This is a genomic window from Candidatus Puniceispirillum marinum IMCC1322, from assembly GCF_000024465.1.
In the GTDB taxonomy this organism is placed as follows: domain Bacteria; phylum Pseudomonadota; class Alphaproteobacteria; order Puniceispirillales; family Puniceispirillaceae; genus Puniceispirillum; species Puniceispirillum marinum.
The window spans coordinates 2,338,347-2,364,865 of sequence record NC_014010.1 but is presented as its reverse complement, the minus strand read 5'-3'; the positions used below and the strand labels follow the sequence as shown (position 1 = coordinate 2,364,865).

The 26,519-nt window shown below is 50.3% G+C and carries 26 protein-coding genes and 1 pseudogene; 8 read left to right on the top strand and 19 right to left on the bottom strand.

What is annotated here, in order from left to right; translation table 11 throughout:
* Window positions 1-225: 225 nt before the first annotated feature.
* Window positions 226-1,050, top strand: coding sequence for a sulfite exporter TauE/SafE family protein (locus SAR116_RS11040; RefSeq protein WP_238531153.1), 825 nt, complete (start codon window positions 226-228; stop codon window positions 1,048-1,050).
* On the opposite strand, the gene SAR116_RS11035 is transcribed toward SAR116_RS11040, so the two are convergent.
* Complete coding sequence (locus SAR116_RS11035) at window positions 1,047-2,267, bottom strand: beta-N-acetylglucosaminidase domain-containing protein (protein ID WP_190275445.1); 1,221 nt, start codon at window positions 2,265-2,267, stop codon at window positions 1,047-1,049. The genes SAR116_RS11040 and SAR116_RS11035 overlap by 4 nt on opposite strands.
* A gap of 95 nt (window positions 2,268-2,362) precedes the next feature.
* On the opposite strand from SAR116_RS11035, the gene SAR116_RS11030 reads away from it, so the two are divergent.
* A complete protein-coding gene (locus tag SAR116_RS11030) occupies window positions 2,363-3,052 on the top strand; it encodes a PIG-L deacetylase family protein (protein ID WP_013047022.1) in 690 nt (229 codons plus the stop codon).
* Here SAR116_RS11030 and SAR116_RS11025 read toward each other — a convergent pair.
* On the bottom strand, window positions 3,035-4,210 hold the full coding sequence (locus SAR116_RS11025; RefSeq protein ID WP_013047021.1) for an anhydro-N-acetylmuramic acid kinase: 1,176 nt from the start codon (window positions 4,208-4,210) through the stop codon (window positions 3,035-3,037). The two genes, SAR116_RS11030 and SAR116_RS11025, sit on opposite strands and share 18 nt — an antisense overlap.
* A 133-nt stretch (window positions 4,211-4,343) precedes the next feature.
* On the opposite strand from SAR116_RS11025, the gene SAR116_RS11020 reads away from it, so the two are divergent.
* Window positions 4,344-5,174, top strand: a complete 831-nt coding sequence (locus SAR116_RS11020) for an N-acetylmuramic acid 6-phosphate etherase (RefSeq protein WP_148212297.1) — start codon at window positions 4,344-4,346, stop codon at window positions 5,172-5,174.
* Window positions 5,175-5,184: 10 nt separating this feature from the next.
* Here SAR116_RS11020 and SAR116_RS11015 read toward each other — a convergent pair whose 3' ends face one another.
* Window positions 5,185-5,712: a L,D-transpeptidase family protein gene (locus SAR116_RS11015; RefSeq protein ID WP_013047019.1), complete on the bottom strand. Its 528-nt coding sequence runs from the start codon at window positions 5,710-5,712 to the stop codon at window positions 5,185-5,187.
* 178 nt (window positions 5,713-5,890) lie between these two features.
* Between SAR116_RS11015 and SAR116_RS11010 the strand changes: the two genes are divergently transcribed.
* Window positions 5,891-7,255, top strand: a complete 1,365-nt coding sequence (locus SAR116_RS11010; RefSeq protein ID WP_013047018.1) for an AmpG family muropeptide MFS transporter — start codon at window positions 5,891-5,893, stop codon at window positions 7,253-7,255.
* 40 nt (window positions 7,256-7,295) lie between these two features.
* Here the strand turns inward: SAR116_RS11010 and SAR116_RS11005 are convergent, their stop codons facing one another.
* From SAR116_RS11005 to SAR116_RS10995, 3 genes are all read right to left on the bottom strand, one after another.
* Window positions 7,296-8,480: a GntT/GntP/DsdX family permease gene (locus tag SAR116_RS11005; RefSeq protein WP_013047017.1), complete on the bottom strand. Its 1,185-nt coding sequence runs from the start codon at window positions 8,478-8,480 to the stop codon at window positions 7,296-7,298.
* A gap of 166 nt (window positions 8,481-8,646) precedes the next feature.
* Window positions 8,647-9,447, bottom strand: coding sequence for a C40 family peptidase (locus SAR116_RS11000; protein ID WP_041860922.1), 801 nt, complete (start codon window positions 9,445-9,447; stop codon window positions 8,647-8,649).
* Window positions 9,444-9,917 carry an N-acetylmuramoyl-L-alanine amidase gene (locus SAR116_RS10995; protein WP_238531152.1) on the bottom strand — a complete coding sequence of 158 codons (474 nt, stop codon included), beginning with the start codon at window positions 9,915-9,917 and terminating at the stop codon, window positions 9,444-9,446. The genes SAR116_RS11000 and SAR116_RS10995 overlap by 4 nt, the downstream gene beginning before the upstream one ends.
* A gap of 123 nt (window positions 9,918-10,040) precedes the next feature.
* Here SAR116_RS10995 and SAR116_RS10990 point away from each other — a divergent pair, with 123 nt between their 5' ends.
* The 3 genes from SAR116_RS10990 to gloB all read left to right on the top strand — a co-directional run bounded on the left by SAR116_RS10990 (window position 10,041) and on the right by gloB (window position 12,022).
* Complete coding sequence (locus SAR116_RS10990; protein WP_013047014.1) at window positions 10,041-10,712, top strand: HAD family hydrolase; 672 nt, start codon at window positions 10,041-10,043, stop codon at window positions 10,710-10,712.
* An 87-nt stretch (window positions 10,713-10,799) separates the two neighbouring features.
* A complete protein-coding gene (gene gloA, locus SAR116_RS10985; RefSeq protein ID WP_013047013.1) occupies window positions 10,800-11,240 on the top strand; it encodes a lactoylglutathione lyase in 441 nt (146 codons plus the stop codon).
* Between the two features lie 11 nt (window positions 11,241-11,251).
* The gene (gloB, locus tag SAR116_RS10980) at window positions 11,252-12,022 is read left to right on the top strand and encodes a hydroxyacylglutathione hydrolase (protein WP_041861447.1); all 771 of its coding nucleotides are present in this window, start codon (window positions 11,252-11,254) and stop codon (window positions 12,020-12,022) included.
* Between the two features lie 17 nt (window positions 12,023-12,039).
* On the opposite strand, the gene SAR116_RS10975 is transcribed toward gloB, so the two are convergent.
* The 9 genes and pseudogenes from SAR116_RS10975 to SAR116_RS10940 all read right to left on the bottom strand — a co-directional run bounded on the left by SAR116_RS10975 (window position 12,040) and on the right by SAR116_RS10940 (window position 21,400).
* Complete coding sequence (locus SAR116_RS10975; RefSeq protein WP_013047011.1) at window positions 12,040-12,435, bottom strand: Rap1a/Tai family immunity protein; 396 nt, start codon at window positions 12,433-12,435, stop codon at window positions 12,040-12,042.
* Between the two features lie 42 nt (window positions 12,436-12,477).
* On the bottom strand, window positions 12,478-13,470 hold the full coding sequence (locus SAR116_RS10970; protein WP_013047010.1) for an alcohol dehydrogenase catalytic domain-containing protein: 993 nt from the start codon (window positions 13,468-13,470) through the stop codon (window positions 12,478-12,480).
* Window positions 13,467-14,225 (bottom strand): SDR family NAD(P)-dependent oxidoreductase, encoded by a 759-nt coding sequence (locus SAR116_RS10965; RefSeq protein WP_013047009.1) that lies wholly within the window; start codon window positions 14,223-14,225, stop codon window positions 13,467-13,469. Before SAR116_RS10965 ends, SAR116_RS10970 begins: the two co-directional genes overlap by 4 nt.
* A gap of 2 nt (window positions 14,226-14,227) precedes the next feature.
* On the bottom strand, window positions 14,228-15,520 hold the full coding sequence (gene hisD / locus SAR116_RS10960) for a histidinol dehydrogenase (RefSeq protein WP_013047008.1): 1,293 nt from the start codon (window positions 15,518-15,520) through the stop codon (window positions 14,228-14,230).
* 11 nt (window positions 15,521-15,531) lie between these two features.
* Window positions 15,532-17,037, bottom strand: a complete 1,506-nt coding sequence (locus tag SAR116_RS10955) for a TRAP transporter large permease (protein WP_407921265.1) — start codon at window positions 17,035-17,037, stop codon at window positions 15,532-15,534.
* A 177-nt stretch (window positions 17,038-17,214) separates the two neighbouring features.
* Window positions 17,215-17,589: pseudogene (locus SAR116_RS13830) on the bottom strand (TRAP transporter small permease subunit); the annotation flags it as partial.
* 325 nt (window positions 17,590-17,914) lie between these two features.
* Entirely contained in the window at window positions 17,915-19,030 is a 1,116-nt protein-coding gene (locus tag SAR116_RS10950; RefSeq protein ID WP_013047006.1) for a TRAP transporter substrate-binding protein, read from the bottom strand.
* Between the two features lie 160 nt (window positions 19,031-19,190).
* On the bottom strand, window positions 19,191-19,808 hold the full coding sequence (locus SAR116_RS10945) for a YjbE family putative metal transport protein (protein WP_013047005.1): 618 nt from the start codon (window positions 19,806-19,808) through the stop codon (window positions 19,191-19,193).
* Complete coding sequence (locus SAR116_RS10940; protein ID WP_013047004.1) at window positions 19,805-21,400, bottom strand: GMC family oxidoreductase; 1,596 nt, start codon at window positions 21,398-21,400, stop codon at window positions 19,805-19,807. Before SAR116_RS10940 ends, SAR116_RS10945 begins: the two co-directional genes overlap by 4 nt.
* Before the next feature lie 252 nt (window positions 21,401-21,652).
* On the opposite strand from SAR116_RS10940, the gene SAR116_RS10935 reads away from it, so the two are divergent.
* Window positions 21,653-22,432 (top strand): IclR family transcriptional regulator, encoded by a 780-nt coding sequence (locus SAR116_RS10935; protein WP_041861444.1) that lies wholly within the window; start codon window positions 21,653-21,655, stop codon window positions 22,430-22,432.
* Window positions 22,433-22,452: 20 nt separating this feature from the next.
* On the opposite strand, the gene fni is transcribed toward SAR116_RS10935, so the two are convergent.
* Genes fni through SAR116_RS10915 form a run of 4 tightly spaced genes read right to left on the bottom strand, consistent with a single transcriptional unit; the run spans window position 22,453 to window position 26,518 of the window.
* On the bottom strand, window positions 22,453-23,517 hold the full coding sequence (gene fni / locus SAR116_RS10930; RefSeq protein WP_013047002.1) for a type 2 isopentenyl-diphosphate Delta-isomerase: 1,065 nt from the start codon (window positions 23,515-23,517) through the stop codon (window positions 22,453-22,455).
* Complete coding sequence (locus SAR116_RS10925) at window positions 23,510-24,514, bottom strand: Brp/Blh family beta-carotene 15,15'-dioxygenase (protein WP_013047001.1); 1,005 nt, start codon at window positions 24,512-24,514, stop codon at window positions 23,510-23,512. The genes fni and SAR116_RS10925 overlap by 8 nt, the downstream gene beginning before the upstream one ends.
* Window positions 24,466-25,593, bottom strand: a complete 1,128-nt coding sequence (locus SAR116_RS10920) for a lycopene cyclase family protein (protein WP_049757538.1) — start codon at window positions 25,591-25,593, stop codon at window positions 24,466-24,468. The genes SAR116_RS10925 and SAR116_RS10920 overlap by 49 nt, the downstream gene beginning before the upstream one ends.
* Complete coding sequence (locus SAR116_RS10915) at window positions 25,583-26,518, bottom strand: phytoene/squalene synthase family protein (protein WP_013046999.1); 936 nt, start codon at window positions 26,516-26,518, stop codon at window positions 25,583-25,585. Before SAR116_RS10915 ends, SAR116_RS10920 begins: the two co-directional genes overlap by 11 nt.
* Between the last annotated feature and the right edge of the window lies 1 nt (window position 26,519).

Genomic DNA, 26,519 nt, shown 5'->3' with positions numbered 1-26,519 from the left:
CTTTATCCATGTCAGTTTATTTTTTATACTCTCAATGAATATATTGATGGTAAGGCACTCATACCAATCACATTTCTGTGAACCAACCGTGAAATGCGTGAGTTGTTAAAGAATAGTTGGCATAGGCACTGTATCTGCTAAAAGGATGCATTCTTCCAACGCATCTGATAATCAACGCGCACCTAAGTAACCAGCACCAACGTATCAATACGAGAAGCCAGACCTGTGTCCTATTCACCTGAAATGCTATTGATGATGGTGCTTGGGCTTATGGCTACGGGGGCGATTGCGGGGATTCTGGCAGGAATGCTTGGTATTGGCGGCGGCATCATATTGGTACCGGTTCTGTTTCTGATTTACGATGTCATGAATGTGCCAGCGGATATCATCATGCATGCGGCGGTTGGCACCTCGCTTGCCACGATCATTCCCACTTCGATTTCATCAGCATTGGCGCATCATCGACGTGATAGTATCGATCTGGGTATTTTGCGGCGCTGGTCACCTTTTATTGTTCTGGGTGCCGGTAGCGGCGGGTTTCTATCGCAGTATATCGAAAGCGCGACATTAACGCTGATTTTTGGCTGTCTGGCAATTCTTGTGGCGATGAATATGATGATGCCGCACACACCCAAAATGGGCACAATCTTGCCAAAGGCGCGCCCGCTTGAAAAATTGATATCCAGCTTTATCGGTTTCTTTTCAGCCTTGATGGGGATAGGTGGAGGCACCATGTCGATTCCGGTGATGACCGCGCTTGGTGTGCCGGTGCATCGCGCCATCGGGACATCGGCAGCTTTTGGCTTCATGATTGCGCTACCGGGGGCATTAGGGTTTATATGGTCAGGCTGGGATGTGGCTATGCGCCTGCCCTATTCGTTTGGTTTCATTAATTTGCCGATTGCCATATTGCTGTTCAGTGTCAGTATTTTTACCGCACCAATGGGAAGCCGCCTTGCGCATGCGCTTGATCCCGTGCGGCTGAAACGCGCCTTTGCACTGTTTCTGATTATCAGCGCGGCACGGATGCTATATTCGGTTTTAGCCTAGCTTTCATTATCTGCGTCGGCGCCATTCTGCGATGCCAGATTATGCGAGGATAGTATATGCGATGCTAGGGCTGGTGTCTGGGTCTTGGTAATGCGCAATGCCGGCAATGCCCCATTCTGCATCAGAATATCATGCTTCAACCCCATCAAAAATGGATACCATTCACGCTGTAAGGGTGACTTCCATGACCATAACAGCAATTCCAGCGCCGCCAGCGCATCGGCGTCTTTGGGCATATCAAAAACGGGGTCAAATCCGTATGGGGCGTCAAAATAAGCCGCTAATGTTACAAATTCATCGGGTATGCTGGCCGCCTTAATGATATCTGGCCAGCTCTGTTTACGTGCCATAATATCCAGCAGAAGAAGATCCGTTTCGATCATGCCGGTTGGGTTGAGCATTATATCACCATCGCCGTCACGCCCGCGATAGGGGCCTGTAAATAGGCGGCGCGGACAATAATCCTGTGCATAGATATTGTCCCAAATAATAACACGGTGGCTGAGCGCATGCGAAAGCGCCAAAATATCATCCCTGCCGATGACAGGCGCAACAATATGACTGCCACAATGCATGATGGCAGATGCCGGATCGAGGCTGGATGCCAGATCATCAAGATAGGTTGCAGATTGCGCATCGGCATCGGTAACCAGTTCATCTGCATAAATGCGCGGCACCAGAATAACTGGACAATCAAGATAAGCGGCCAGACGATTGGCAAGCGCGGCATGCGCCGTACCTTCGCTTTCATAGTCACCAGCACGCTGGGCAAAATCAGCGGCAATGTCATCCATCAATAAGGCGATATGATTAGCGCCATCAGCGCGAAGCTGGGCGGCCTTGGCACATAAAATCATGAAATCATTATTCTGAGAATCATCAGCGTTACCCAGATCGGCAAAGTTAAAATCAAGACCCGGCGCAATACCGGCAATAACGGAAATATTGCGCATGCTGGCAGCATCACAGAAATGCGCAAAGCCAGCGCGCCAGTCAGAATCATATTCGACCCGCCAGTGGAAACGATGGCAGGGATCATCCTTTGGCGCATAGAGATAGGCATTCATCGACAATGATGCCAGCCTATCCAGAAGCCGCAAGCGATCATCCCAATTCAGCAGATGCCCATAAAACCCCTCAATATAGCCTGTCAGCGCTGATGGTAGGTGATCTGCAGGTTTCAACCGGTTATTTTGCATTTTGCTAGCACTCTGCATGAATTGACGCATACTGTCGCATTGTTATGATATGCCATTAAAGCCGATCTTTGGGGCAAAAGGCTAGTCATGGAAACATCTAAGGAGTCAATAGGATGAAAATTGTTGGCATAGGGGCACATCCCGATGATGTGGAAATTTTCTTCTATGGATTTCTGGCCGCCTGTAAGGCACGCGGCGATGATATCAGCATCGGCGTTGCCACCGATGGGGCGGCGGGTGGCGATAATCCGGGTGCCGAACTGGCCGCAACACGGGCAAAAGAAACCGTTAATGGCCTGACCGCGCTTGCCACGCCAAGCTTGCTTGGCCTGCCCGATGGCGGCCTTGCCGAAGCGGCTGATGCGCGGCAGGTGATTGCCCGGTTCATATCGGACTGCAAGCCCGATCTTGTTGTCACCCATGCGCCAGATGATTATCATCCCGATCATCGGGCTTTATCGCGCTTTGTTACCGATGTGGTTGGTTTTACCTGTCCGATCCTGTTTGCCGAAACATTAATGGGGATAGGCTTTACACCCGATTTTTATGTCGATATCACACCGTTTTTTGCCGCCAAACAAGCCGCCATCATGGCACATGACAGTCAGGAACCCGAAAGATTCGCCGCGGCCAGCGCCCTGATGAACCGATATCGTGCCGCACAATGTAACGCTCCTGATGGCCATTATGCCGAGGCCTATCGGATGGCAGCGCGCTTTCCCTTTACCGATATCCGCGAGATGGTGCCTGCACCGCCGGCCTATCGGCCTTTCTATGTGACCGGATCAGACGCGCTTATTTAACGGCTGATCTGAAGGCTGGGCAAGGCGGCCACCACAGACAGGCATGGCGCATCCGGTGGTAGCCGGAAAGGATGTGGGCAAGCCAGCACGATGCCGCGCGGCCAGATAGGCCATCAATTCGGCCTCTAGCATATCGGCGTCAAATGGCGCGCGATCATCAATAGCCAGACGATCGCCAAAGACTGCGCGAAGCTGTTGCATGAGTGTCTGGTTACGCCGTCCGCCACCTGCGATATATATCTGCCGCACATCTTCGGGCAGTGAAGTGACCGCATGGGTGATGCCCGCCACCGTCAGCGCGGCAAGGCTGGCCATCGCGTCATGCGGGGACAGATCATGCAAACCTGCATCACCCACAATATGGACAAATGCCTGTCGATCGAGTGATTTTGGCCAGCTTCTGGCAAAAAAGTCATGTTGCATCACCCGTGCGACAAAACCTTTGTCACTATGCCCTTGTGCCGCAACCATACCACCATCGTCAAAAGGCCGGTTGAAATGGGCCTGCATATAATCATCCATCAACCCGTTGCCTGGCCCCGTATCAAAACCAATGATATCAGGCTGTTTTGCGTTGCCAACATAGGTTAGATTGGCCACACCACCGATATTGATGATAACTGCCGGACAGGGGGCATCGATCGCGGCGATAAGCGCGCTATGAAAAACCGGGGCTAGCGGTGCGCCTTGTCCGCCTGCCGCCATATCGGCCTGCCGAACGTCATAAACAACATTCATACCTGTGGCATCTGCAAGCTGTTGGCCAGACCCAAGCTGGATCGTGCATCGCCCAAGCGGTGAGGACGTGTTGGCATCGGGTTCGTGAAAAATTGTCTGGCCATGAAACCCGATCAAACGCGGCATATCAGCATCATCTGGTAGCTGTTCTACGAGCGCCATGACCGCCGCACTATGCGCATCGGTTATTGCATGTGATAACGCCGTATATGCCGCGGCATCCGCCATAAAAGCCACAGGATCATGCACCGCGTCAAAAATACGCGTGCGCAAGGCCGGATCATAGGCAAAGCTGTCGGCAAAATCGGTACGGTGAAACCGGCTGCCATCAGTATGCAGAATGGCCGCGTCTATCCCGTCGGCACTGGTACCCGACATCAAACCTATAACAGGATGTATGGTGTTTCTATCTTGATCCATGGTGTCGGCATGCTTGCTCAGCTTTTGTTTCGTTATCTTATCTCTTCTGATTATCTTATCTCTTCTGATTATCTTATCTCTTCTGATTATCTTATCTCTTCTCAGGCGCCTTTATCCTGCCTATGATCGCAGTATGAAGAAAACAAATACACCCCAAAAAGACGATGCCCAAAAAGACGATGCTGATAAAACCGTCACGGATGCGTCGTCAAAGACGCTGGCAACCGAAATTATGGCCGCAAGTCCGGTTCCAATCGACAAGTTGAGCCCACATGCGGCATTGGCAATGATGCTGGATAATCAGGCAGGCGCGATAACCGCCCTGACCAGCGCGCTCGATCAGATCGAGACGGCAGGCATGGCCGCCTATAAACGGCTTTCGGGCAGTGACATGGGGCGTTTGATTTATACGGGGGCTGGCACATCCGCCCGCATTGGCGTTCAGGATGGTGCCGAATTATTTCCAACCTTTAACTGGCCGCGTGAACGTGTTGGCTTTGTGATTGCGGGCGGCCATAACGCGCTGTTACGCGCTGTCGAGAATGCCGAAGATGACAGCATAGCCGCCACCAAGGAGGTGGAAAAATCCGCCATCGGCAGGGATGATGTTGTGATCGGCCTGGCCGCCAGCGGGATCACGCCCTTTACCTGCCATGTTCTGCAACAGGCGCGCAAGGCCGGTGCGCTAACCATCGGGATCGCCAATAATGCGAATACGCCACTATTGGATGAGGCCGAATATGCCATTTTGCTGGCAACTGGTGGCGAAGCGATTGCCGGATCGACAAGGTTGAAAGCAGGCACTGCCCAGAAAATCTGTCTCAATATGATCTCTAATCTGATTATGGTGCAGATGGGATTTGTCAAAGATGGCCTGATGGTAAAAATGGTGCCGACCAACGCCAAATTACGGGCGCGTAAAAAACTGATTGATGCGGCACTTGGGAGGGCGTCAAAAAGCTAGGTATCAAAACTCACGTAACAATTACATGCTGATCCGGCGATGCCAGCGCCAGCAAGGCCAGCAGATCATCATGCACCAGTGCCACACAGCCCGCCGTATGGGTTTTGCCGGGCGCGATACAATGGATGAAAATAGCACTGCCACGTCCAGCTATCACCGGCGCATCGTTAAAGCCAAGTTCGACAACAATGTCATAGGCCGTATCATCGCGCCACATCACCTCATGGCTGGCGTCGAAAGGCGCATGCAGAGCCAAATCCACATGCCGGTTATATGCAGGATGTTCAGGCGCATCGCACCAGCCACATGACGCGGTGATCGGAAATGTCGGAAACGGCAAAGCCGGTATTTGCACCCGATCAGCGCGATAATAAACCGCACGGATAGGCATTTCACATCGCGGTGTTGCCATATCGCCTTCGCGCTTGGCCGACGCATCAATAACGCCAGCCTTGCCAATGATACAATCAAACTGCAATGCCCCTGCATCAAGTTGATAGGTGTCTGTTTTGACTTGTTTTACGCACCAGCTACGCATGACGTTTGTCTCCTATGCCACTACCCGATAGATATTTGACAGTAGCTGTCAAATTACCCCAGAAACAGCAATTTGAATAAACCTTTTGCGATGCCGTTTTTGGTTGTAGGGTTATTTTAGAAAAAATGAATGAAGTGGCATTCGGAGCCTGAATAATGCCAAAATGGGGGAAGTTATTATGAGTAGTCCGGAAAAGGCAACCTTGAGCATATATTTTGATAAGCGAATGCTTCGCATTCTTCTGCTTGGCGCGATAAGCGGCTTTCCCTGGGTTCTGATCGGATCATCGCTATCACTTTGGCTGAAGGAAGATGGGTTGAGCCGCTCGGCAATCGGCTGGGCAGGTCTGATTTTCAGCGTCTATGCGATTAACTTTCTGTGGGCGCCATTGATTGACCGCATTCGTATCCCCGTTCTGACGGAACGCATTGGTCATCGCAAAGCCTGGATCATTTCGCTACAAGCGGTGATTTTTGTTTCGGTGCTGGCATGGAGCAATCTGAGTCCGGCGGCCGATATATGGTGGGTTATGGCCTTTGGCTTGCTGATTGCGATTTCGTCAGCATCGCAAGATATCACCATCGACGCCTTGCGGATCGAGCAGATCGGCCATGATGAACGTGGTGCCATGGCGGCGGGCGCGGCGGTGGCGGTGGCTGGCTGGTGGTCAGGCTATAAAATAGGCGGTATGATTACGCTGTTCACAGCGGATTATTTTGAGGCGCTGGGGCATGTCAATTACTGGCAGCTAACGTTCCTTGTGCTTCTGGCCATCATCCTGCTTGCCAATATCGCATTGCTGTTTATTCCCGAAGCCAGTTCCGACGAACGGATCAAAGCCCAGGCCGAAGCCCAAGCCGCTATCGCCAGCCATGTTGGTGGCAATAATCCGGTTTCGCAAATTATTGCCTTTTTCTCAAGTGCCATTCTGGGGCCACTGACCAGCTTTTTCAAAAAGAATGGCCTAGCAATCGGCATTGGTATTCTGAGCTTTATCTTCCTGTTCAAAATCGGTGAAGCCTTCATGGGCAAAATGTCACTGGTTTTCTATAAAGAAATGGGCTTTTCAAAATCCCAGATCGCCATCTATTCAAAAGGGCTTGGCTGGATAACCACGATCAGCTTTACCTTACTGGGCGGCTATTTTGCGATCCGGTCAGGTTCGATCCGCGCTTTATTCATCGCCGGTATCGCCATGGCCGCAACAAATGTCATGTTTTCAATTCTGGCATGGAGTGGTAAATCCGAGCTGTTATTCGCCGTTGCCGTTCTGCTTGATGATATCGCCGCTGCCTTTGCGACGGTTGCCTTTGTCGCCTTTATTTCGCTGCTGGTTGATCGCACCTACACAGCTACGCAATATGCCTTGCTGGCCTCGATCGGCACAATGGGACGGACAACATTGGCGTCATCGTCAGGGGCAATGGTTGATTGGCTGAATGGAGATTGGGGCACGTTCTTTGTGATTACGGCGTTGATGGTCATTCCGTCATTGCTGTTGCTGTGGTATCTGCGCAACCGCATATCGCTTGGCAAGGGGTAGGTTTCTGTTGGACGGGGATGGATGGAAAATGCTGAATGCACTATGCACCTACAAGGTATAGTCCCCATAAAACTAGAAACCCAGCAACCGCCTGCATAGTAGCGCCACCCCCAAGGATCGCCATGATATTAAGATCGCTATAGCGTTGGGTTAGCTGTTTATTATCGCGAATAAGCCAATAGAAACTGTCATTCGGCAATATGGCAATGAATGAGCCAAGGCAAATCGCAATAACGGCAAGTTCAGGTGCTATTCCTGAAGCCACAACAATTGGCGCGGCGATTGGGCCGACTGTTGCAAAGGTGGCCATGCTAGACCCCTGCAACAGTTTTACAAATGCCGAAATCATAAACAAGCCTAACAGGGCAAGCATCCCATTGGCTGATACAAAAAGCTGTTGTATTGGCACGGCTTCAGTCAAAAACAGACTGAACGCACTTGCCATACCGATAACAACAAGTAGATAGCCAGTACGGCGGATGCCTGTTTCGATACAAGCACGGCGATCTGTCCGGTTAACCATAGCCAACCCCAACGCCGCAGATATAAAAAGTGCACCTTTAGGATTTGTTGCCAATGCCAGCCAAATATTGAAGCTGAAATCTATTAATATACCCAATGCAATTAGCGTAATAAGACATATAAAGGGAGCCAATTTAACGAACAGATGATCGGTTATGGCTTTTTCAGATATAGGCGTGGTCACATCCATTCTTTGTTCAAAAATCCGCGCCCACAACAAGCCTGTCACCCAAACAGGCAAAAAGATCACGGCACAATAAAATAGTATCTGATTGCTCTGAACCCCAAGGCTGGTGGCAACAATCAAAGGGCCAGCAGGGAATAACAGCTTAAACCCAGAATACGCACCAAAAGCGATGGATAAACGCGCTTGCTTCACAATCGGTGCCAGCGAGGCATAGGCTGTGTCAGGGCAAACCATTGCGGCACCAAGAACTGGCGATAGACTCACTGTAATGGGTTTTGATCCCTTAATATGGAGTTTTTCAATAACCGCCGCCAAGGTGAATGATGGCATTAGGATGAGCGCAAATTCACCTACAGCACTACCCCAGCCCTGATTAAATTTTCTGATAATCTCGGGTGATGACAGCCCTAAAAGAATACCAATCAGAATGGTGATAAACAGCATCCAAATCACAAGTGGAAAATCAGGCAAATATATGCGCCAATTATTATGTTTTCTTAAAGATGATTGTGCCATCTGCGCTATATACCCCCTCCACGCACTATGCCTGATTTGCCGATTGGACAGACAGACATATGAATTTACGAGGAGTTTGGTAAACAAATCATTAACCAGACGGGATGTAGCTAATGAATTTTAGTGATGATACACATCACTTTTCATTATTAAAGTGGCATAGAGTTTAGCGCATGCGACGGCGGGCTGTTATATCGCCAGCTTCACGCGTGATACGCGGCAGGGCATCATATAGATTTTCCGAGGCCACCTGCATATGATACGCATTGGCGTGAAGCAGGATGTTCGCGTCTAGCATGATACCGACATGGCCTTTCCAGAATATCAGATCACCCCGCATAAGCGGGGCGTCATCAGCCAGCAAATCACCCAGCGCGGCGGCCTGCGGGCCACTATCACGGGGGGCTGAAACACCGCCTGCCTGCAAAGCTAGCTGTACCAGTGCCGAGCAATCCAACCCGCCACTATCACGGCCACCCCAGCCATAGGGCGCCCCTGTCAATGATTCGGCTATAGCCACCCAGTCAGGTGCCACATGATCGCATGGCACCAGATGCCGCCAGGGCAAATAGCCAACGCCATACGGCGTCTGAATTTGCACATTGTGAACATCTGATGACTTATCGCTATCAGGCACCGTCACCTGTGCTCCAAGTGATAGGCCAAACTGCGTGCCGCTTTTGATATCGGCAGTTCGGGTCACAAGCGACCGCGGCACAATCACCCGATGTGTTGGCACTGCCATGAATGGCATCAGACCCGACTTTGGCACATAGCCCTGATAACCATCAGTCGATAGGGTGCCATGATAAAAATCACCATCTTCACCCGTTACGATAAAGCCTTCGCCAAACAGACATTGCGTATCCAATCCCGCATCATCGCGCGGCGCATCATATAAACCAACATAGGACAAACTGACCTGCATTTCGGTAGGAAGGATGTCTGATGTGTCGCTGGCGGTCATATCCATTCCGCTTTTGCCGAGATATTATGTTGTACGCACCAGTTAGCAACATCAAAATTGGGACAGGTTTTGTCAGTATAGTCAAAATCGCAATGACCACAAATTTCAGCTTGCGGATAGTCCTTGCGCCAGCGCGTTAACAAAGATTTGAGAGTCTGCATTTGTGCATCGGTGAAATTCTGGCGGCCAATCAGACATACGCCAAGGCTGATTTCGTTATGGCCTTTGACATGCGCCCCGACCCAATATTCAGGGCGCCCGCTTTGTAATGTGCCATCGCGGCAGATCACCCAATGATACCCAATGCCATGCCAGCCAAACCCAAGATGCATGTCATGAATCGCACGCGCATCCAGCGCCTCTTCATCAGGCGTATCAGCACAATGCACCACTAGGTGGCGAATATTTTCAGCTATCAAGGCTGTCGGCATGGCCGTATCTCCATAAATCTGGCGTGGCACAAACGTCATGCCATATCTTTATCTGATCGTGATAGAGCATGCCATAAAGCGTTAGGTGCCAATAGCAAAGATTTTGCTTTCTTCACTTCCCGTGGCAAGGCAGAATGTTGTTCATTTCTTTATGAGGCTTTCATGTCCACTTCCGAATTATCTTTTCGCGGCATTCTGTTTGATATGGACGGGCTTTTGCTTGATTCCGAGCGCCTGTCTTATGAGAGTTTCTGTACGACCGCATCTGCATATGATATCAGCGTGACAATGGCAGATTACCGGCAGATGATCGGTTTGAACCATGTCACCGGACTTGGCATTCTGGGTGATATTCTGCCGTCATCACTTGATCCGGCAATCTTCAAAAATGACTGGTTGCTTGCCTATCGGGCACTGGTTGATGATGGTGTGCCAGTCAAGGATGGTGCGCATCAATTATTGGCACATCTACATATGATTGGTATGCCCGTGGCGGTCGCCACATCGTCATCAGGTGCGCGGGCGCGGGGAACACTGAAAAAGGCTGGTCTTTGGGAGTTCATTCAGCATCTGACTGGCGGTGACGAAGTTGCCAATGGCAAGCCAGCACCGGATGTATATCTTGATGCGGCCGCCAAACTGGGAATAGACCCGCAAGACTGTGTGGCGTTTGAGGATTCAGAAAATGGTGCAAATGCCGCCATTGCCGCAGGCATTCGCGTTATACAGGTACCTGATCTGGCGCCCGCAATGCGGCCAGCCAACCCGCCACATCATCTGATTGTGCCCAATCTTCTGGCAGGTGCCGCCATGATCGGGATAAAATTCGGATAAAATACTGCGCGGGCGCGTGGCAAGCATGGACAGCGGCAAGGCGCACCGCCTATGATTAATCCATCATATGCTGCGGGAGATAATGCTATGCGCTTTGTTCACACAATGGTTCGGGTTAAAGATCTGGACGCTTCTCTAGATTTCTATTGCAACAAATTTGGCCTTGTCGAGATGCGCCGCAAAGACTTTGAGGCTGGCCGCTTTACGCTGGTGTTTCTGGCCGCGCCCAAAGATCAGGATCGTAGCCACGCCGAAGCCGCACCCGAACTTGAACTGACCTATAACTGGGATCCTGAAGATTATGATTTTGGCCGTAATTTTGGCCATCTTGCCTATAAAGTTGATGATATCTATGCCAGTTGCCAGGCATTGATTGATAATGGTGTAACCATTAACCGCCCCCCGCGTGATGGCCGCATGGCTTTTATCAAATCACCTGACAATATTTCCATCGAACTGATTCAAGAAGGGGATGCTTTACCGCTATGCGAACCGTGGACGTCGATGGAAAACATAGGCACATGGTAACGGGCGATCCGATGGCCAGATTAGAAATTTTCCAGTTTCCCTATAATGCCGATAATTATGGCGTTCTGATACATTGTAATGACAGTGGTGCAACCGCCTGTATCGATGCAGGTGATGCCGCCGCAACCGAAGCGGCGTTGGCGCAAACCGGCTGGTCATTGACCCATATTTTCATTACGCATCACCATGCCGACCATACGGCTGGTTTAGCAGCATTAAAAGCGACGCATAACGCGCATGTTATCGGACCGCCGCCCCGTTCGGCAGCCATTTCCGGCATCGATAGCGCACTGTGGGATGGCGACAGCTTTGATTTTGCCAATAGACAGGTACATGTGATGGCCACACCCGGCCATACCACCGATATGATTAACTTCTATCTGCCTGAAGAAAAGATTGTCTTTACCGGTGACACGCTATTTGCCCTTGGGTGCGGACGGGTCTTTGAAGGCAGTTTTGATATGATGTGGGAAAGTCTAGAAAAATTGCTGTCCTTGCCTGATGATACTGTCATCTATTGCAGTCATGAATATACCAAGGCAAACGCCGATTTTGCCGTGACCATTGATCCGGAAAATGACGCGCTGAACAAGCGCCATGCGCAGATCATCAAACAGCGCGCCAACAATATCGCCACGGTGCCAACCATAATGTCGGTTGAAAAAGCGACTAACCCATTTCTGCGCCCTGATGATGCGTCAATAAGGGCGCATCTGGGGATGGAGGATGCCCGTAATGCTGATGTGTTTGCTGAAATACGCCGCCGCAAGGACGCGTTCTAGACACCAAACTTCACGGTTTATTCGGGACAGCCATAGCTATTTTTCATGGCACCCCAGATCAGCAATGTTGCCGCAAAATCAAGATTAGCCTCGGGTCGTTGCATCCAAGTCATCGTTGTCGCCTTTAGCGCGTCTGGCTGAATCCCCTCAGGCATACAAAAGACGCGCTTATTATCCGATGATTTTTCACTAAACAGATCAACCGTGGTAAAGGCATCAACAGCCCCCGTTATATAGACAATGCAAATCGCGTCATCAGTCGGGTTCTGTGACGTACAATATAGTTGTAACGCATTGCCATCGATGAAATCAGCTCGCGTAGCTGTCGATGTTGCCAAGGCAGCTGTTGTAAGCAGTAGGCAAGATACCAGTAGATGTTTCACGAATGAGAAAGGCGATAATTTCTTTGGCATGGGACACTCCTGTTAATTCGATAAATCAGCAACCAGTCTTGTTTATAGATCAGTATCCAAAATGATTTTGGGTGGTGCGGCAGCTTCGTGGATATCAACAAATGATTTTGCACCTTCGGCAAGGGGCCGCATTTCGACCCAACCCTCACCAGTCACCACGCCATCAGCCAGCAATGACAGGCTGTCGGCAAAGTCCTGCTCACTATAACAATAGCTACCCTGGAAAATGATTTCTTGGAGTGTGATGCGCCGTGCATCCAGACCATCATTATTATCTTGCAAGCCAATGTGAACGATGACGCCACCCGGTGTAACCAGTGCCGAAGCGGTTTTACGCGTTACCGCCGCACCAACCGCATCAATGATGATATCAACAGGCTTATCGTCTGGTGTCTCACTTAGCGGATCATAGGCGCGTGCGCCGCTTGCCTTTTCAAGCATGTCGCGGCGCAGTGGGTTAATCTCGGCAATCCATAGATCCGCATAACCAAAATGACGGGCAACTTGCGCACATAGAAGCCCAATAGCCCCGCCACCCAGAACCACAAGACGGCTTTCGCCAGGCGCTTTTGTAGCTGACCTCATAGCAAGGCGGACAGTATGCACCGCGCAGGCAAGCGGTTCGGCAAGTGCCGCCTGAGCAAAGCCAAGATGATCTGGCAAAACTGTCAGATTGCTGGTCTTGATGGCCACCTGTTCGGCAAAAGCACCAGGCACCCGCATACCTATCAATTCGCGCGACGGGCAAAGATGCGTAGCGCCCACAACACAGGCAGGGCATGAGCCACAGGTCATCAATGGGTTAATAGCAACGCGCTTGCCTTTATCAGGGCCCGCAATGACATGCCCAACAGCTTCATGCCCCAGAACAAGCGGTGGCACCCGGCGCGCATCGTGACCATGCCACGCATGCATGTCCGAGCCACAAATACCACAGCAGGCCAGATCCACGATGGAATCATCTGCACCAGCGACGGGTTCTGGCACATCGCGGATTTCACTTTCCATGGTGCCTGTATAAACAAGAGCCTTCATTTTGCCGTATAACCCCCATCAACGGGTAATGTCTGTCCAGTCACATACCCGCTTGCATCCGATGCAAAGAAAAGTAATGGCCCGCGTAAATCGCTTAACTTGCCATTACGCCCCATGGCCGTATTACGCGCATGGTGATTGGCAAGATCCGCATTTTCAAATACAGGTGCGGTCAGTTCGGTTGGGAAAAAGCCCGGCGCGATTGCATTTGCCATAATGCCATGCTGTGACCATGCTTCGGCCATAGCGCGCGTAAGCTGAACAATGCCACCCTTGGCCGCGCCATAGGCAATGCCATTCTCAAATGCGCGGGTTGATTGCAAAGACGCGATATTAATAATCCGACCCCAGCCTGCCGTTTTCATATGTGAGACAAAGGCCTGTGCCACCAAAAACGGGACCGACAAGTTCAGGTGAATTGTGTCCTGCCATAATTCAGGTGATATATCATCCGCCGATTTGCGGTGATTAACCCCCGCCGCATTGACAATGATGTCAGGATGTAATCCGGCATCATGACAAGCGGCTTTCACGCCAGTGATGGCATCAGCTTGTGTCAGGTCAAGCGCGATCGATATGCCATCATGCCCATCAAGAACGTCATCAAGCCGGTCTTTGCGTCGCCCGACAAGCACCAAGCGCGCACCAGCTTCGCCAAGCTCCGACGCCATGAAGGCACCAATACCACTGCTGGCGCCGGTAACAAGGGCGGTTTTACCTGCTAGCGAGACAGTGATATCGGCGTTGGTGTTCATGCCTAGGCCAGATTCTCGCCCGGGAAGTATTTACGCAACCGCACATCGGCAGCACGTGCATGACCTTCCATACCCTCAAGCCGCGAAATGCGTGCGGCAGCGGCGCCAACTTCACGATTGGCTTCGCGGGTCATACGCTGGGTTGTGACAACCTTCATGAATTTATGCACTGACAGGCCGCCTGTATAATGTGCCGCCCCCTTGGTTGGTAGAATGTGATTAGTGCCTGAACATTTATCGCCATAGGTCACGGTCGTTTCTTCACCAACAAAAAGTGATCCATAGTTTTGCAAACGATCCATAAACCAGTCATCTTTGGATGTATGCACTTCGAGATGCTCGGCCGCATATTCGTCAGAAATGGCTGCAACCTCTTCGTCGGTATCACACAGAATAACTTCACCATAATCGCGCCATGCCGCCGTTGCCGCATTACGTGCAATTTCCGGCAACGCTTCGATATGTGTCTGCATCTGAGCCATCACATCATCGGCAAGCTTCTGGGATGTGGTGAATAGCCATGCTGGCGAGTCCGGACCATGTTCAGCCTGACTGACCAAATCTTCAGCAACAACAGCAGGATCAGCGCTTTCATCAGCAATCACCGCAATTTCTGTTGGTCCGGCAAACATATCGATACCCACGCGGCCATACAGGCTACGCTTGGCTTCCGCGACAAAACGGTTACCAGGGCCAACCAGAATACGGGCTGGCTTGCTGGTAAACAAACCATAGGCCATTGCCGCAATACCCTGCACACCACCTAATGACAAAATCGTATCAGCACCACATAAATTCATGGCATAGAGAATGGCCGGATTTGGACCATCTTCTCCATTCGGTGCTGAACATGCAACAATATGCTTTACGCCAGCAACCTTTGCCGTTGCGATCGACATAATCGCCGATGCCACATGCGCATAACGGCCACCTGGCACATAACAACCTGCTGTTTCAATCGGGATCAGCTTCTGACCTGCCCACAAGCCTGGTGATAATTCAGTTTCAAACGACTTGATCGAGTCACGCTGGGCTTCGGCAAAGGTGCGCACACGGTCAAGCGAGAACTGAATATCATCTTTAAGCTGCGGTGACACAGCGTCGGCAGCAGCAGCAATCTGTTCAGCACTCACCACCGCATTACCGCTATACCCATCAAGCTTGCGACCATATTCAAGCGCCGCTTCTTCACCACCTGCCTCGATGGTTGCCAGCATATCAGCAACAATCTTTTGCGTTTCGTCCGTGCCAGTTTGCGGGGTTTTCGACGCTTTTTTCAGATACGTAATTGTCATGTCTTAAAATCCTATTTTCCGTAAATATATTCAGGTAACCACAATGCGATTTCTGGGAATGAGAAGATCAGTGCAAGTCCAATCAACTGGATCACCATGAATTGCATCATACCAAAGTAAATGTCTTTCAGATCCCATTCCGGCACCACACCCTTGAGGAAATAAGCCGACAACGCGACAGGCGGACTGAGCCACGCTGTTTGCAAATTAACCGCTACAAGAATGCCGAACCATGTCAGGTTGATGTCGAGTTTGACCAAAACCGGGATCAAAATCGGCACAATGATTAACACAATTGGCACCCATTCCAAAGGCCATCCTAGCAAGAAAATCAGCGCCATGATGATAACCAGCACCATTGTTGCTGAAAGATCCCATGCCAACAGGAATTCAGTAAGAAGCATTGGTGTACCAAGCCGCGAGAATACCGCACCAAAGAAGTTTGATGCCGCCACAAGGAAAAGAATCAATACCGAAATCTCAAGCGTTTTCAGTAATGCCTCATAGAACATCTTTGACGTCAGCTTGCGATAGGCAATGGTCAGGATCAGCGCACCAAATGCACCACAGCCAGCACCTTCGGTAGGGGTTGCCCAGCCAAACAGAATTGATCCCAAAGCAAACGCAACCAGCGCCGATGGTGGCACCAAGCCCAAAAAGAATTCATACCAGAGATCAGAGAAGAAAAAGCCAGCAGGTTTGTTCTTTTTAACCCAGACCGAGGCGTAATACATCAAGCCCATCCAGCCAAGCGGGATCAGGATTGACGAAAACGGGAAAAATCCCTGAAGGCTGCCAGATAAAGCTTTTACAATTAAAGTGAACAGAATGATGATTGATGAAATCACCATTGTTGCCTCTAACCAGTAGAAAGATGAAGTTGTCGGCTGGTCTTCAGGTGGCAAAATCGGACCAAGTGACGGATTGAGCCAGCACCGAATCAACGCATAGGCGGCATACATCGATGCCAGCATAATGCCAGGAATAATCGCCGCCGCAAATAAATCAGTAACCGGTACCTGTAATACCGGCCCCATCACAACAAGCATGATCGAAGGCGGGATCAGAATACCCAGCGTACCACCAGCGGTAATTGTGCCTGCTGCTAGACGAACATCATAACCAGATCGATTCATCGTTTTGGCAGCCATGATACCCAGAATGGTCACCGACGCCCCCACAATACCCGTAGCCGCGGCAAAGATGGTCGATACAAAAAGCACTGCCAGATAGAGCGCGCCACGGGTTCGTGACAACATCAGTTGCACCGAGGTGAACAGACGTTCCATCAGTCCCGCCTGTTCCATCATGATGCCCATGAACACGAATAGCGGTACCGCGGCGAGTGTCTGTTCAAGCATCACGTTGTTGAACTGTAACGTTTGCAGATAGAACACCATCTTGCCGCCAAAACCCCAAGCACCAAAGGCGAAGCCAAGGAAGATCAAGGTAAAGGAAATTGGAAAACCAATGAAAATGGCCAGCAACATGACCGCAATCATGATCACGCCAATCATGGGTTGTGATAAGCCACCAGCTCCTTTCAAGCCACTGTCAAACATACCGCCCAGGGTAATCACATCAGGGAAAAATACATTGCCGAAAATCAATGCTAAACCAATGATATAGACAGGCAGGAATTGTAATAAGCGACGTTGCGCCTCACCCCCCATCTGGTGACAACAGCGTAATAACTCAGCAATACCCTGTATCAAAAGTAAAAACGCGCCAATCGGCATCGCCGAACGTGCCGGTGCCAAAGGCGCCATAAGCGCGGTATCCATTGACCGCTCCCACGTTACCCATGCTTTGACCGTGTAATCCATCGACACCCAGAAAAAGAACAACAACGCTGGAAAATAAAACAGCAAATAAAGCGACGCATCGACAATCGCCTGCGTTTTCGGCGACCATGTACGAAACAGAAAATCAGCCCGGATATGCACACCGCGCATCAACGCATAACCAGCACCCATCATAAACATCGCGCCACAGAACATGCGGCTTGTGTCATAGGCCCAGTTAGTCGGTGCCACAAACACCTTGCGCGCGACGACTTCATAAATCATCGCAAAAATAACCGGCACCAGCATAAAGCAGGTGATCTTGCCAACCCAGTTATTGAGCACGTCGATATTACCAACAATAACACGCATCCAAGGATGCATATTTTCAGGCGTATCGCCAGGTTCACCAGCGCGCCGTTCCGCAATCAACTCGTCAGAAATATCGAGCTCTTGACCCTCTTCATTCTGCGCCATGATTTTTCCCCTTTACGTCGACAATTTTATAAATAGCTAATCGCCAGCGCATCGGCTGACTGAAATATCAAAATGAATAATGAGAGCGAGTCCCCAAAACATTTGGGAACCCGCCATATTTAGTTCCCGAAAGTTACTTCAGGGTATTCGCATACGCCATGCCTAGCTTGGCATTAGATGTCTGTGCACCTGACCAGAAAGGAACTGCGATTTCAGCAAAATCCTTCTGTGACTGCCATACTTCGGCAAAGAACGCATTTTCAGCAGAGTTCTTTTCCAGAAGCGCTTTCGCTGCATTCATATATGCAGGGAAATAGTCAGCAGGTGTATCATGAAGAATAACACCATGCTTTGTTGTCAGCTCATGCAAGGCAACACCGTTATCATAGATACGTGCAGACATGCCTTTGACCAAAGATGCGTTAGCAGCAACTTCAAAAGCCTTCTTCTGGTGATCAGTCAGTGAGTTGTAAACATCTTTATTCAGATACATGTCAGCATTCACAACAACCTGGTGCAGACCCTGAAGATAATAGTGCTTCAGCACCTTATGGAAACCGAAGTCCATATCAGGCTTTGGACAACACCACTCAGCCGCATCAATTGTACCTTTTTCCAGCGCTGGCAGAATGTCACCACCGCCCATAGCAACAGAAGCTACGCCGATGTCTTTATATGACTGGCCAGGCAGACCTGGAGGTGTGCGGAAACGATACTTACGGAAGTCGTCCATTGAGTTGATTGGCTCTTTAAACCAGCCAAGTGCCTCTGGACCAACTGGCTGAAGCATAAAGCCTTTTACATTCATGCCCATTTCGTCCCACAGGCGCTCATAAAGCTCTTTACCGCCAGCATTCAGAAACCATGAAAGAAACGCAATGTTGTCGATACCAACACCGGCACCAGCAACAGGTGAACCAAACAGCATGGCTGCCGGATGCTTGCCTGACCAGTAATGTGTCCAAGCGAAACCACCATCAACAAGACCGGCGTCAACGGCGTCAAGTGTTTCTTTAACACCAACCACTGCACCAGCTGGCAGAACTTCAAAAGTAACCTCACCGCCAGTAAGCGCGGTAACGTCAGCCATAAAGTCTTTCAGCATTTTAACTTCAGTAGTCTGCATACCGATAACGGCCTGCACACGGATATTAACTTCCTTTGCTTGTGCAACCACAGGCGCAAGAAGAATAGCGGCACCGATTCCTACGGAAGCAATACCATTTCTTACCATTTTTAAAGTGGACATATTCATCCTCCCAAGTTTTGCCTTCATTTATGATCCGCGTGTGCTGATGAAGGCATTACAGCTTAGCTTTTTTCGTGGATCAAATTTCAAATTATATGCCTTGGCTATGTTCAGACCTCAGCTCATAAAATATCTTTCATCAATCTATCTGGCCATTCCCCTATAAAAATACAGCCAGAAGGTTCAGTTCGTTAACACCGTCATAAAGCATCATGGCGGTCAAATAGACCAAAAAGAATAGGCCCATATATGACAGCCAGCGAAAACGCAACATCACGCGCATGATCAGAGACGCGAACAAGGCCATGAAGGTGATTGCCAGCGCCAACCCAAAAACCAAAAGCATCGTATTGTCGCGCGCAATCGCCGCCACCGCGACAACATTGTCAATCGACATCGACACATCAGCCACAAGAATGGTAAATAAAGCCCGCGCAAAGGATGAACCCTGTTTGTCACCAGTTGACTCAGTTTCACCATCAACCGCTTCGGGTGTGCTGTTGAATTCGCGCAAATCATTGTAAAACCGCCAGCATACCCACGCCAGCAACAAGCCGCCAATCAGCAATATACCTTCAAAGGCAAGCAGGTAACTGGCAAGTACGGCAAACACAATACGCAAGCCCGCCGCCATCATCATGCCGATGAAAATCGCACGGCGACGCAATTCAGGCGCAAGACCCGCTGCCGCCATGCCAATCACCAAAGCGTTATCGCCTGACAAAATGATATCCGCAAAAATAATCTGTAAAATATCAGCGATCATGGCCCAATTCATGCCGCATCCTCCATAATCATATCTGATGCTTTTTCACCGATCATGATGACCGGTGCATTAGTATTTCCCGATGTGATAAATGGCATGATCGACGCATCAGCGACGCGCAACCCCTGAATGCCATGCACGCGCAGACGTTCGTCAACCACCGCCATATTATCCTGTCCCATTTTACAGGTGCCCGTAGGATGATAAATCGTTGTCGCGGTATCACGTGCCCAATTCAAAATGCCATCGGTGTCATCGCGGCCAATATTCTTGCCTGGCGCATATTCTTCGGTGATCAGCGATTTAATGGGTTCGTAATCGCATAGGCTCCGCGCAATCTGAATGCCGCGGACAATCGTGTCACAATCAGTCTGGGTTGCCAGATAATTTGGCCTGATCACTGGATCGTCATGCATTGATGCCGACCTCAATGACAGGGTGCCTGTGCTCTCCGGACGAAGCTGCAAAACCGAAGCCGTGAAGGCTGAAAAGGCGTGTGGCCCTTTTGACGGGCTGTCTGCGCTAAAGGGCTGGATATGAAACTGGATATCCGGACGGTCAAGCGCCGGGTCACTTTTCAAAAAGCCTGTTCCAAGGCTGACAGCCATCGCCATTGGGCCCGAGCGCGATGCAGCATAGATTAAGGCAATACGCATACGCTTAAAAATATTATTAATTTCAAGATTTATCGTACTAGCTGTGGTTTTGAAAATCGGACGTGCTTGTAAATGGTCCTGCATATTTTTGCCGACACCTGGCAGATCATTTTTGACCTCAATACCATGTGCGGCTAGTTCCGAAGCCGCGCCAATACCCGACACCATCAATAGCTGTGGCGACCCGATCGCACCCGCAGATAATATCACTTCACGACCTGCATACACATCTTGCGAGATACCATTGATGCGTGCCTGAACCCCAACACAGCTTTTGCCCTTAAATAATAGCTTTTCAGCATGTGCATGCGTAATGATATGTAAATTCTTGCGGCGGCGTGCTGGCTTCAAATAGGCAACCGCACTGCTACAGCGCTGACCATTCTTCATCGTCATCTGGAAATAGCCGACGCCTTCCTGATCTTCGCCATTATAATCAAGCGTGCGCTTATAGCCAGCCGCAACCGCCGAATCGACCCAGGCGGTTACAATGTCGCGATCGACTTTATTTTCAGACACGTTCAAGGGGCCATTTTTGCCACGTTCCGGCGCTTCGGCACCTTCCCAATGCTCGGCACGTTTGAATAGGGGCAGCACATCTTTCCACCCCCAGCCTTTATTACCAAGCTGTTGCCAGTGATTGAAATCATCTGGCTGACCCCGCACATATAATAAACCATTAATCGAAGAGCTACCACCTAGCACCTTGCCACGCGGCCATGGAATAGCGCGCCCGTTCAAACCAGCATCAGCTTCAGCGTTATAGCACCAGTCGGTTGACGAATTACCCATGGTTTTGAAATAACCCACAGGAATATGAATCCATGGATTCAGGTCACGCCCGCCCGCTTCGAGAAGCGCCACTTGGCTTCGACCATCTGCAGATAAACGGTTCGCCAGAGCACATCCAGCAGATCCGGCGCCAATAATTATATAGTCAAATTTCAAGTAATCTCCTCCCAAAAGACACTTGAGAATTTTTTCAGAAACACCACATCTACTGAAAAAACCATATTTAATCACTTTTTGAGACTTTTAGTCCCTTTTCTTGTATATTGAAGAAAATCTCACCATATAATGGCGGTGGATTCAAGCTAAATTTTTGCATCCATCTGTGTCATAGGTGAATTGAATATTCACCTGCGCAACAAAAAAGCATAGAATCAGCTAATTTTTGAGATCAGACGGGATAGCATGAATATGAATAGCCTAACGTCACCAGATACAGAAACGACTGACAAGGTCGCGCCCAATCTTCGCACGTTACGAATCATGGAAGTGCTTGCCGAGGTTGGCAAACCCATGACGCCAACTGAAATCACCGACCATCTTGGCTGGCCAAAACAAACCACGCATCGACTATGTCAAACGATGGTGGCGGAGGGCTATCTGGAAAAAATAGGGCGCCGACTTCAAACCGGAACCCGGCTTTTGAAACTGACCTCCGGATTGGTTGGCCTATCGGCAAATCAGGTAACGCGACATCAGGTGCTTCTTAAGATCGCGCATGAAGTTGGTGAAACGGTCAACTTTGTCATGCCGGAACGTGATGGTATGCGTTATATCGACCGCGTGGAAACAAACTGGCCATTTCGCATTCTTTTGCCTATTGGCACACATGTACCTTTTCACTGCACGGCAAGCGGCAAAGTATATCTATCAAACCTAAAGCCAAAAATACGTCAGGCTCTGATTGCTGGCTTAAAGATGGAAATCTTTACCCAGCAGACACATGCCACCGTTGATTCCCTGAACGCCGAATTAAAACAGATCAACCATAATGGCTATGCGATTGACCGTGAGGAGTTCCATGACGACATGGTTGCCATTGCGGTACCTGTACGCGACCCTAAAGGCCGTTTTTATGCTGCCCTTGCGGTGCATGGCCCCAAGCAACGTTTTTCGGAACAGGATGCCCGCGACAAATACAGGTTGCTATCCGAGTCAGCCGACATCATCTCGAATGCCCTTTTTGCCTAGCTAGGGCATGCCGGACATAGCTATATCAATTCGGCTTCAGCCTGACGCAAACTGGCAATATCAGCCGAACCGGTCAGAAACAAGGCGAGGGCAAGCTGTTTTTGCCAGTCCATCAATGCCTGTGAAAGCGTATCTGGTGATAATGTCTCGATCGCCACTTCATCATCCGACATATCGATCAGCATTTTGAGCATCGGCCCCGCCATCGACACCATTGACGCACCAACCCACAGCGCCTTGGCAACATCCAGACCATGACGAATGCCACCTGACGCAATAATCTGGTGATGCGGACAGCGGTTGCACACATCAATAAGACATTCAAGTGTCGGCAAACCCCAATCAAGAAACGGTGCAAAAAGAGCAGCGTCATCATCAGTGATGCGCGCCGCCTCGATCCGCGTCCAGTTGGTGCCGCCAAGACCGGCAACATCAACCGCCATGACACCCATTTCAAACAGGCGGTGCGCCAAGGACGCGCCAATGCCCGCCCCCACTTCCTTTACAATTACAGGCACCGTTAGGTCGGTTACCGCCTGCTCGATCGCAGCCGCAACACCACACCAGTCACGGTCACCTTCAGGTTGAACAGCTTCTTGAAGCGGGTTTAGATGAATCGCAATGGCATCTGCCTGTAAATCGTCAATCGCGGCCTTTGCCAGATCCAGCCCCCCCTTGCCAGCAAGCTGTACCGCGCCCAGATTACCGATGATCGGGATATCCGGTGCTAACGTCCGTAAATGCCGGAGCGATGATCCATTTTCCAGCCCTGCGCGCTGTGAGCCCACAGCCAGCGCCACCGAACACGACTGCGCTGTTTCGGCTAGGGCGGCATTAATTCTATCCGCGCGCTTCGTGCCGCCTGTCATGGCACCAATGAAAAGCGGCGCCGAAAGATCATAGCCAAGAAATTGCGTTGATATGTCAATCGCATCCAGATCACATTCAGGCATTGCACAATGGGTAAGGCGCAACCTGTCCATGCTGTTGCTGACGCCGGCCTGTGCCCGTGGCGACATGGCCAGATCAAGATGCGTATCTTTGCGGTCAGATGTATTGGCTATCGGTTGTGTCTGATCACGCATTATTATGTCCTTGGGGCTTGTTATCTTGGGGTTTGTTATCTTGGCCGCTATCACTTTTGAAAGGGATGTCAGTTATCGGCATTGTATCCGTCGTCCCTTGTATGGGTGCGTGATGACGCCGGAACAGACCATCTACCAGAATCATATGAGGTACGGTTAATGCCGCCAAGCCAATAAAGACAACACGCAACAGATGAGCATCAGCAGACATCGATGGCGGAGACATCCACAGCGCGATGCCGCCAGCCAGCCAGCTTGCACAGCTAAACCCCGCAGCCATGATCAGCATTGATCTGGGGCTAAAATTCTGGCGACTTAGCTGACGCCAGATGCGGAACAAATGGCGCGGCGTATGTACCATGCAGAAATAGAAAGCAAACCCTGCCAAAGGCGGCAACATATAAAAGATAAATCCCAGACAGGCGATCTCAAACAACCGCGGGCGCAAAGCGGGACGCGCAATGGCCATAGCGAGGTAAATACATAAGGCCAGACCAATGACAAAGGGTGCCTGTTCAACACATACCCAGATAATCGTGGTATCACCGCCTGTCAGATAGCTATAGATGATATCAACTTCGGCTTTATGGAACAGGCTGATACCCACTATCACCATGCCGCCATGGGCGATTGTCTGTATCGCTTGCTCTGTAGCTGTACCGCCTATCGCGTCACCCAGTCCGAAATGGACAAGGCTGATGCCCAGAAATGCAAGCAAGGCCAGATCTGGAAATGCCAGCCAGAAGATAACCACCAGGGCAGCCATTGTCACATAGCCCATAATAAAGGCCAGCATCATCCATGGCTTTCCTGCCCAGCCAAGCGCCATGGCCACAGCACCATCAAAAGCACCATGTGGCAAACCAACAAAAATGATCGCCGCAAGCCCCAATAGGCTTGCCCAGCCGAGGCTGGTTGCATCCAGAAAAGATGTGAGCGTTTCAACAATCATGACGCATCCGGCTCTGGTCGGAACAATGCGCGCAAAAATGGCCATATCGGCATCGCCAAAATCACTTTTAACCGAAGCCCCATCGTTGCCTCACCACTCAGGAACATAGCAAATTCATCACCACTCAAACGGCTGGCCATCGCGCTAAATATTTTAGGTGCTATTTGGGGTTGATAACGCAACACCGACAAAAAGATACGATCCATCCACAGATCAATCATCCGGTGCGGCGTGATAAAGACTAGTGGTTTTCCCTCTTTCACTCTGGCAAGCGCATGATGTATCTGTTTCAGGATAAAGCCAAAAGCATAGCCGCTGGATGGTCGGATTGCCCCCGCATTAGCCCCAATTCCCCGCAAATCAGGGTCATGGCGTGCAAAAAACCCAAGCGGAATAACACCTGCTTCACGACGTGTAATGTCAAAATTAGAGATTTTGGCAACCTCAGTCAGCCAGTCAGCTATCGCCTTTTCATAAAAAGGCTGCGGTGCCTGTTGCGGCGAGAACATGGTTGATTCAACAAGCGCATCACGATCCGAAAACGGCAGACAATAGATGAAGTGCATCCCATGGGATTGATCACAGCGGAAATCCATCAATATCGCCGTGCTTTCATCAAAACTGCCTGCCGGGGCGCGCACCTCAAACCCAGCAAAATGCTGTAGCATGACTCCATCTGGCACTTTTGGTGGTCGGCTATCAAATATATCGGCGGCCGCCTCCAGACGCGCCGCATCCAAACTGTCATGAAACGTCACCCCATGCTGAACAGCCTGGTCACGGCATTGCGCCAGCCATTGATGCCGGCTTATCGCCTGATAGGGATGTTGTACCGCGTGCATGACGTTATGTGATTGTTCGGTCACAATCATCCATTTATGCCAGCTTTTACGCACCAGTGGGCGCACCCGATCCAGCCAGTCCATCGCCCAGAATCCCCAGACGTGATCGGCATGTGCCGGATATGACGGTTCGATGATATGAAGCTGTGTCCGCGGTAGTTCATTGGCCAAGGCGGCAAGTGACAGGCTGGCGCAACCGGCACCGATAATGGCTATATGCGTTTTGGCCAGCGCATTATCAGGCGTGCCGGACGTGGATGATGATCTGGCCTCAGCTAACATGGGGCAATCCAGCCAAAGCATGATGAAGGGCTTTATTATGCGCCTGCCTTTTAGCGGGGCGCGATAGCAGACTTTGCATAGCCTGCGATGTACAGATGAATTTGGTCAGGATATTTGTATGTTGACGTCCATTTTGCCACGGCGTACCCCGATTTTTCAACTGCACACCAATCTGCCGATATACCTGCAATGCTACGGCGATTGAGATATGCGCACGCACCGGTAAATAGGCCAGACCAAGGCGGCCACTTTCGTAATAGATTTCAGCCAGTGCCAATAAGCGGTCAATACCCGCAGCAACAAGTTCTATTCTGGCCGTATCCGCAGACCGCATTGCGGCTAAAATCTCATCAGCCGTGATGTTGTCCACCCATGATGCAGGTAGATAGCGCCGCCCCATCATCGCGTCTTCAAGCACATCACGGGCAATATTGGTGAGTTGCATGGCGATACCAAGATCAATGGCATGCGCAAGAGCCGCCGGATTATGGCAATTCAGAACCTTGCACATCATCAAGCCAACAGTGCCCGCAACACGATAGGAATAACGTAACAATTCATCTTCATTTTCATGCGCAACAACATTCTGATCCTGAAGCAAACCATCAATCAGTGCCAGCACCACATCCCTGTCGATATTCTTTTCCTGCATGAAGGGATAAAACTCTGTCATCGTCCGGTCTGCCGTTGGTTGATGGTTTTTCAAACCACCTCGGATAGCTACAAGTCTTGTGTTGCCATTTGGAATATCACCATCGGCCATGTCATCAAGCAAACGGCAAAAACTATATAATTTTGCCGCATCTCTGCCCATTTCATCGCCAAGAAAATGCTTTGCCCAGTTGAAGCTTTTGCCGTTACGGGCAAGCGACATTTCGGGTGATAAGTCTTCATTAATATGCGTGTTCTTTTGCGAAATACTCATG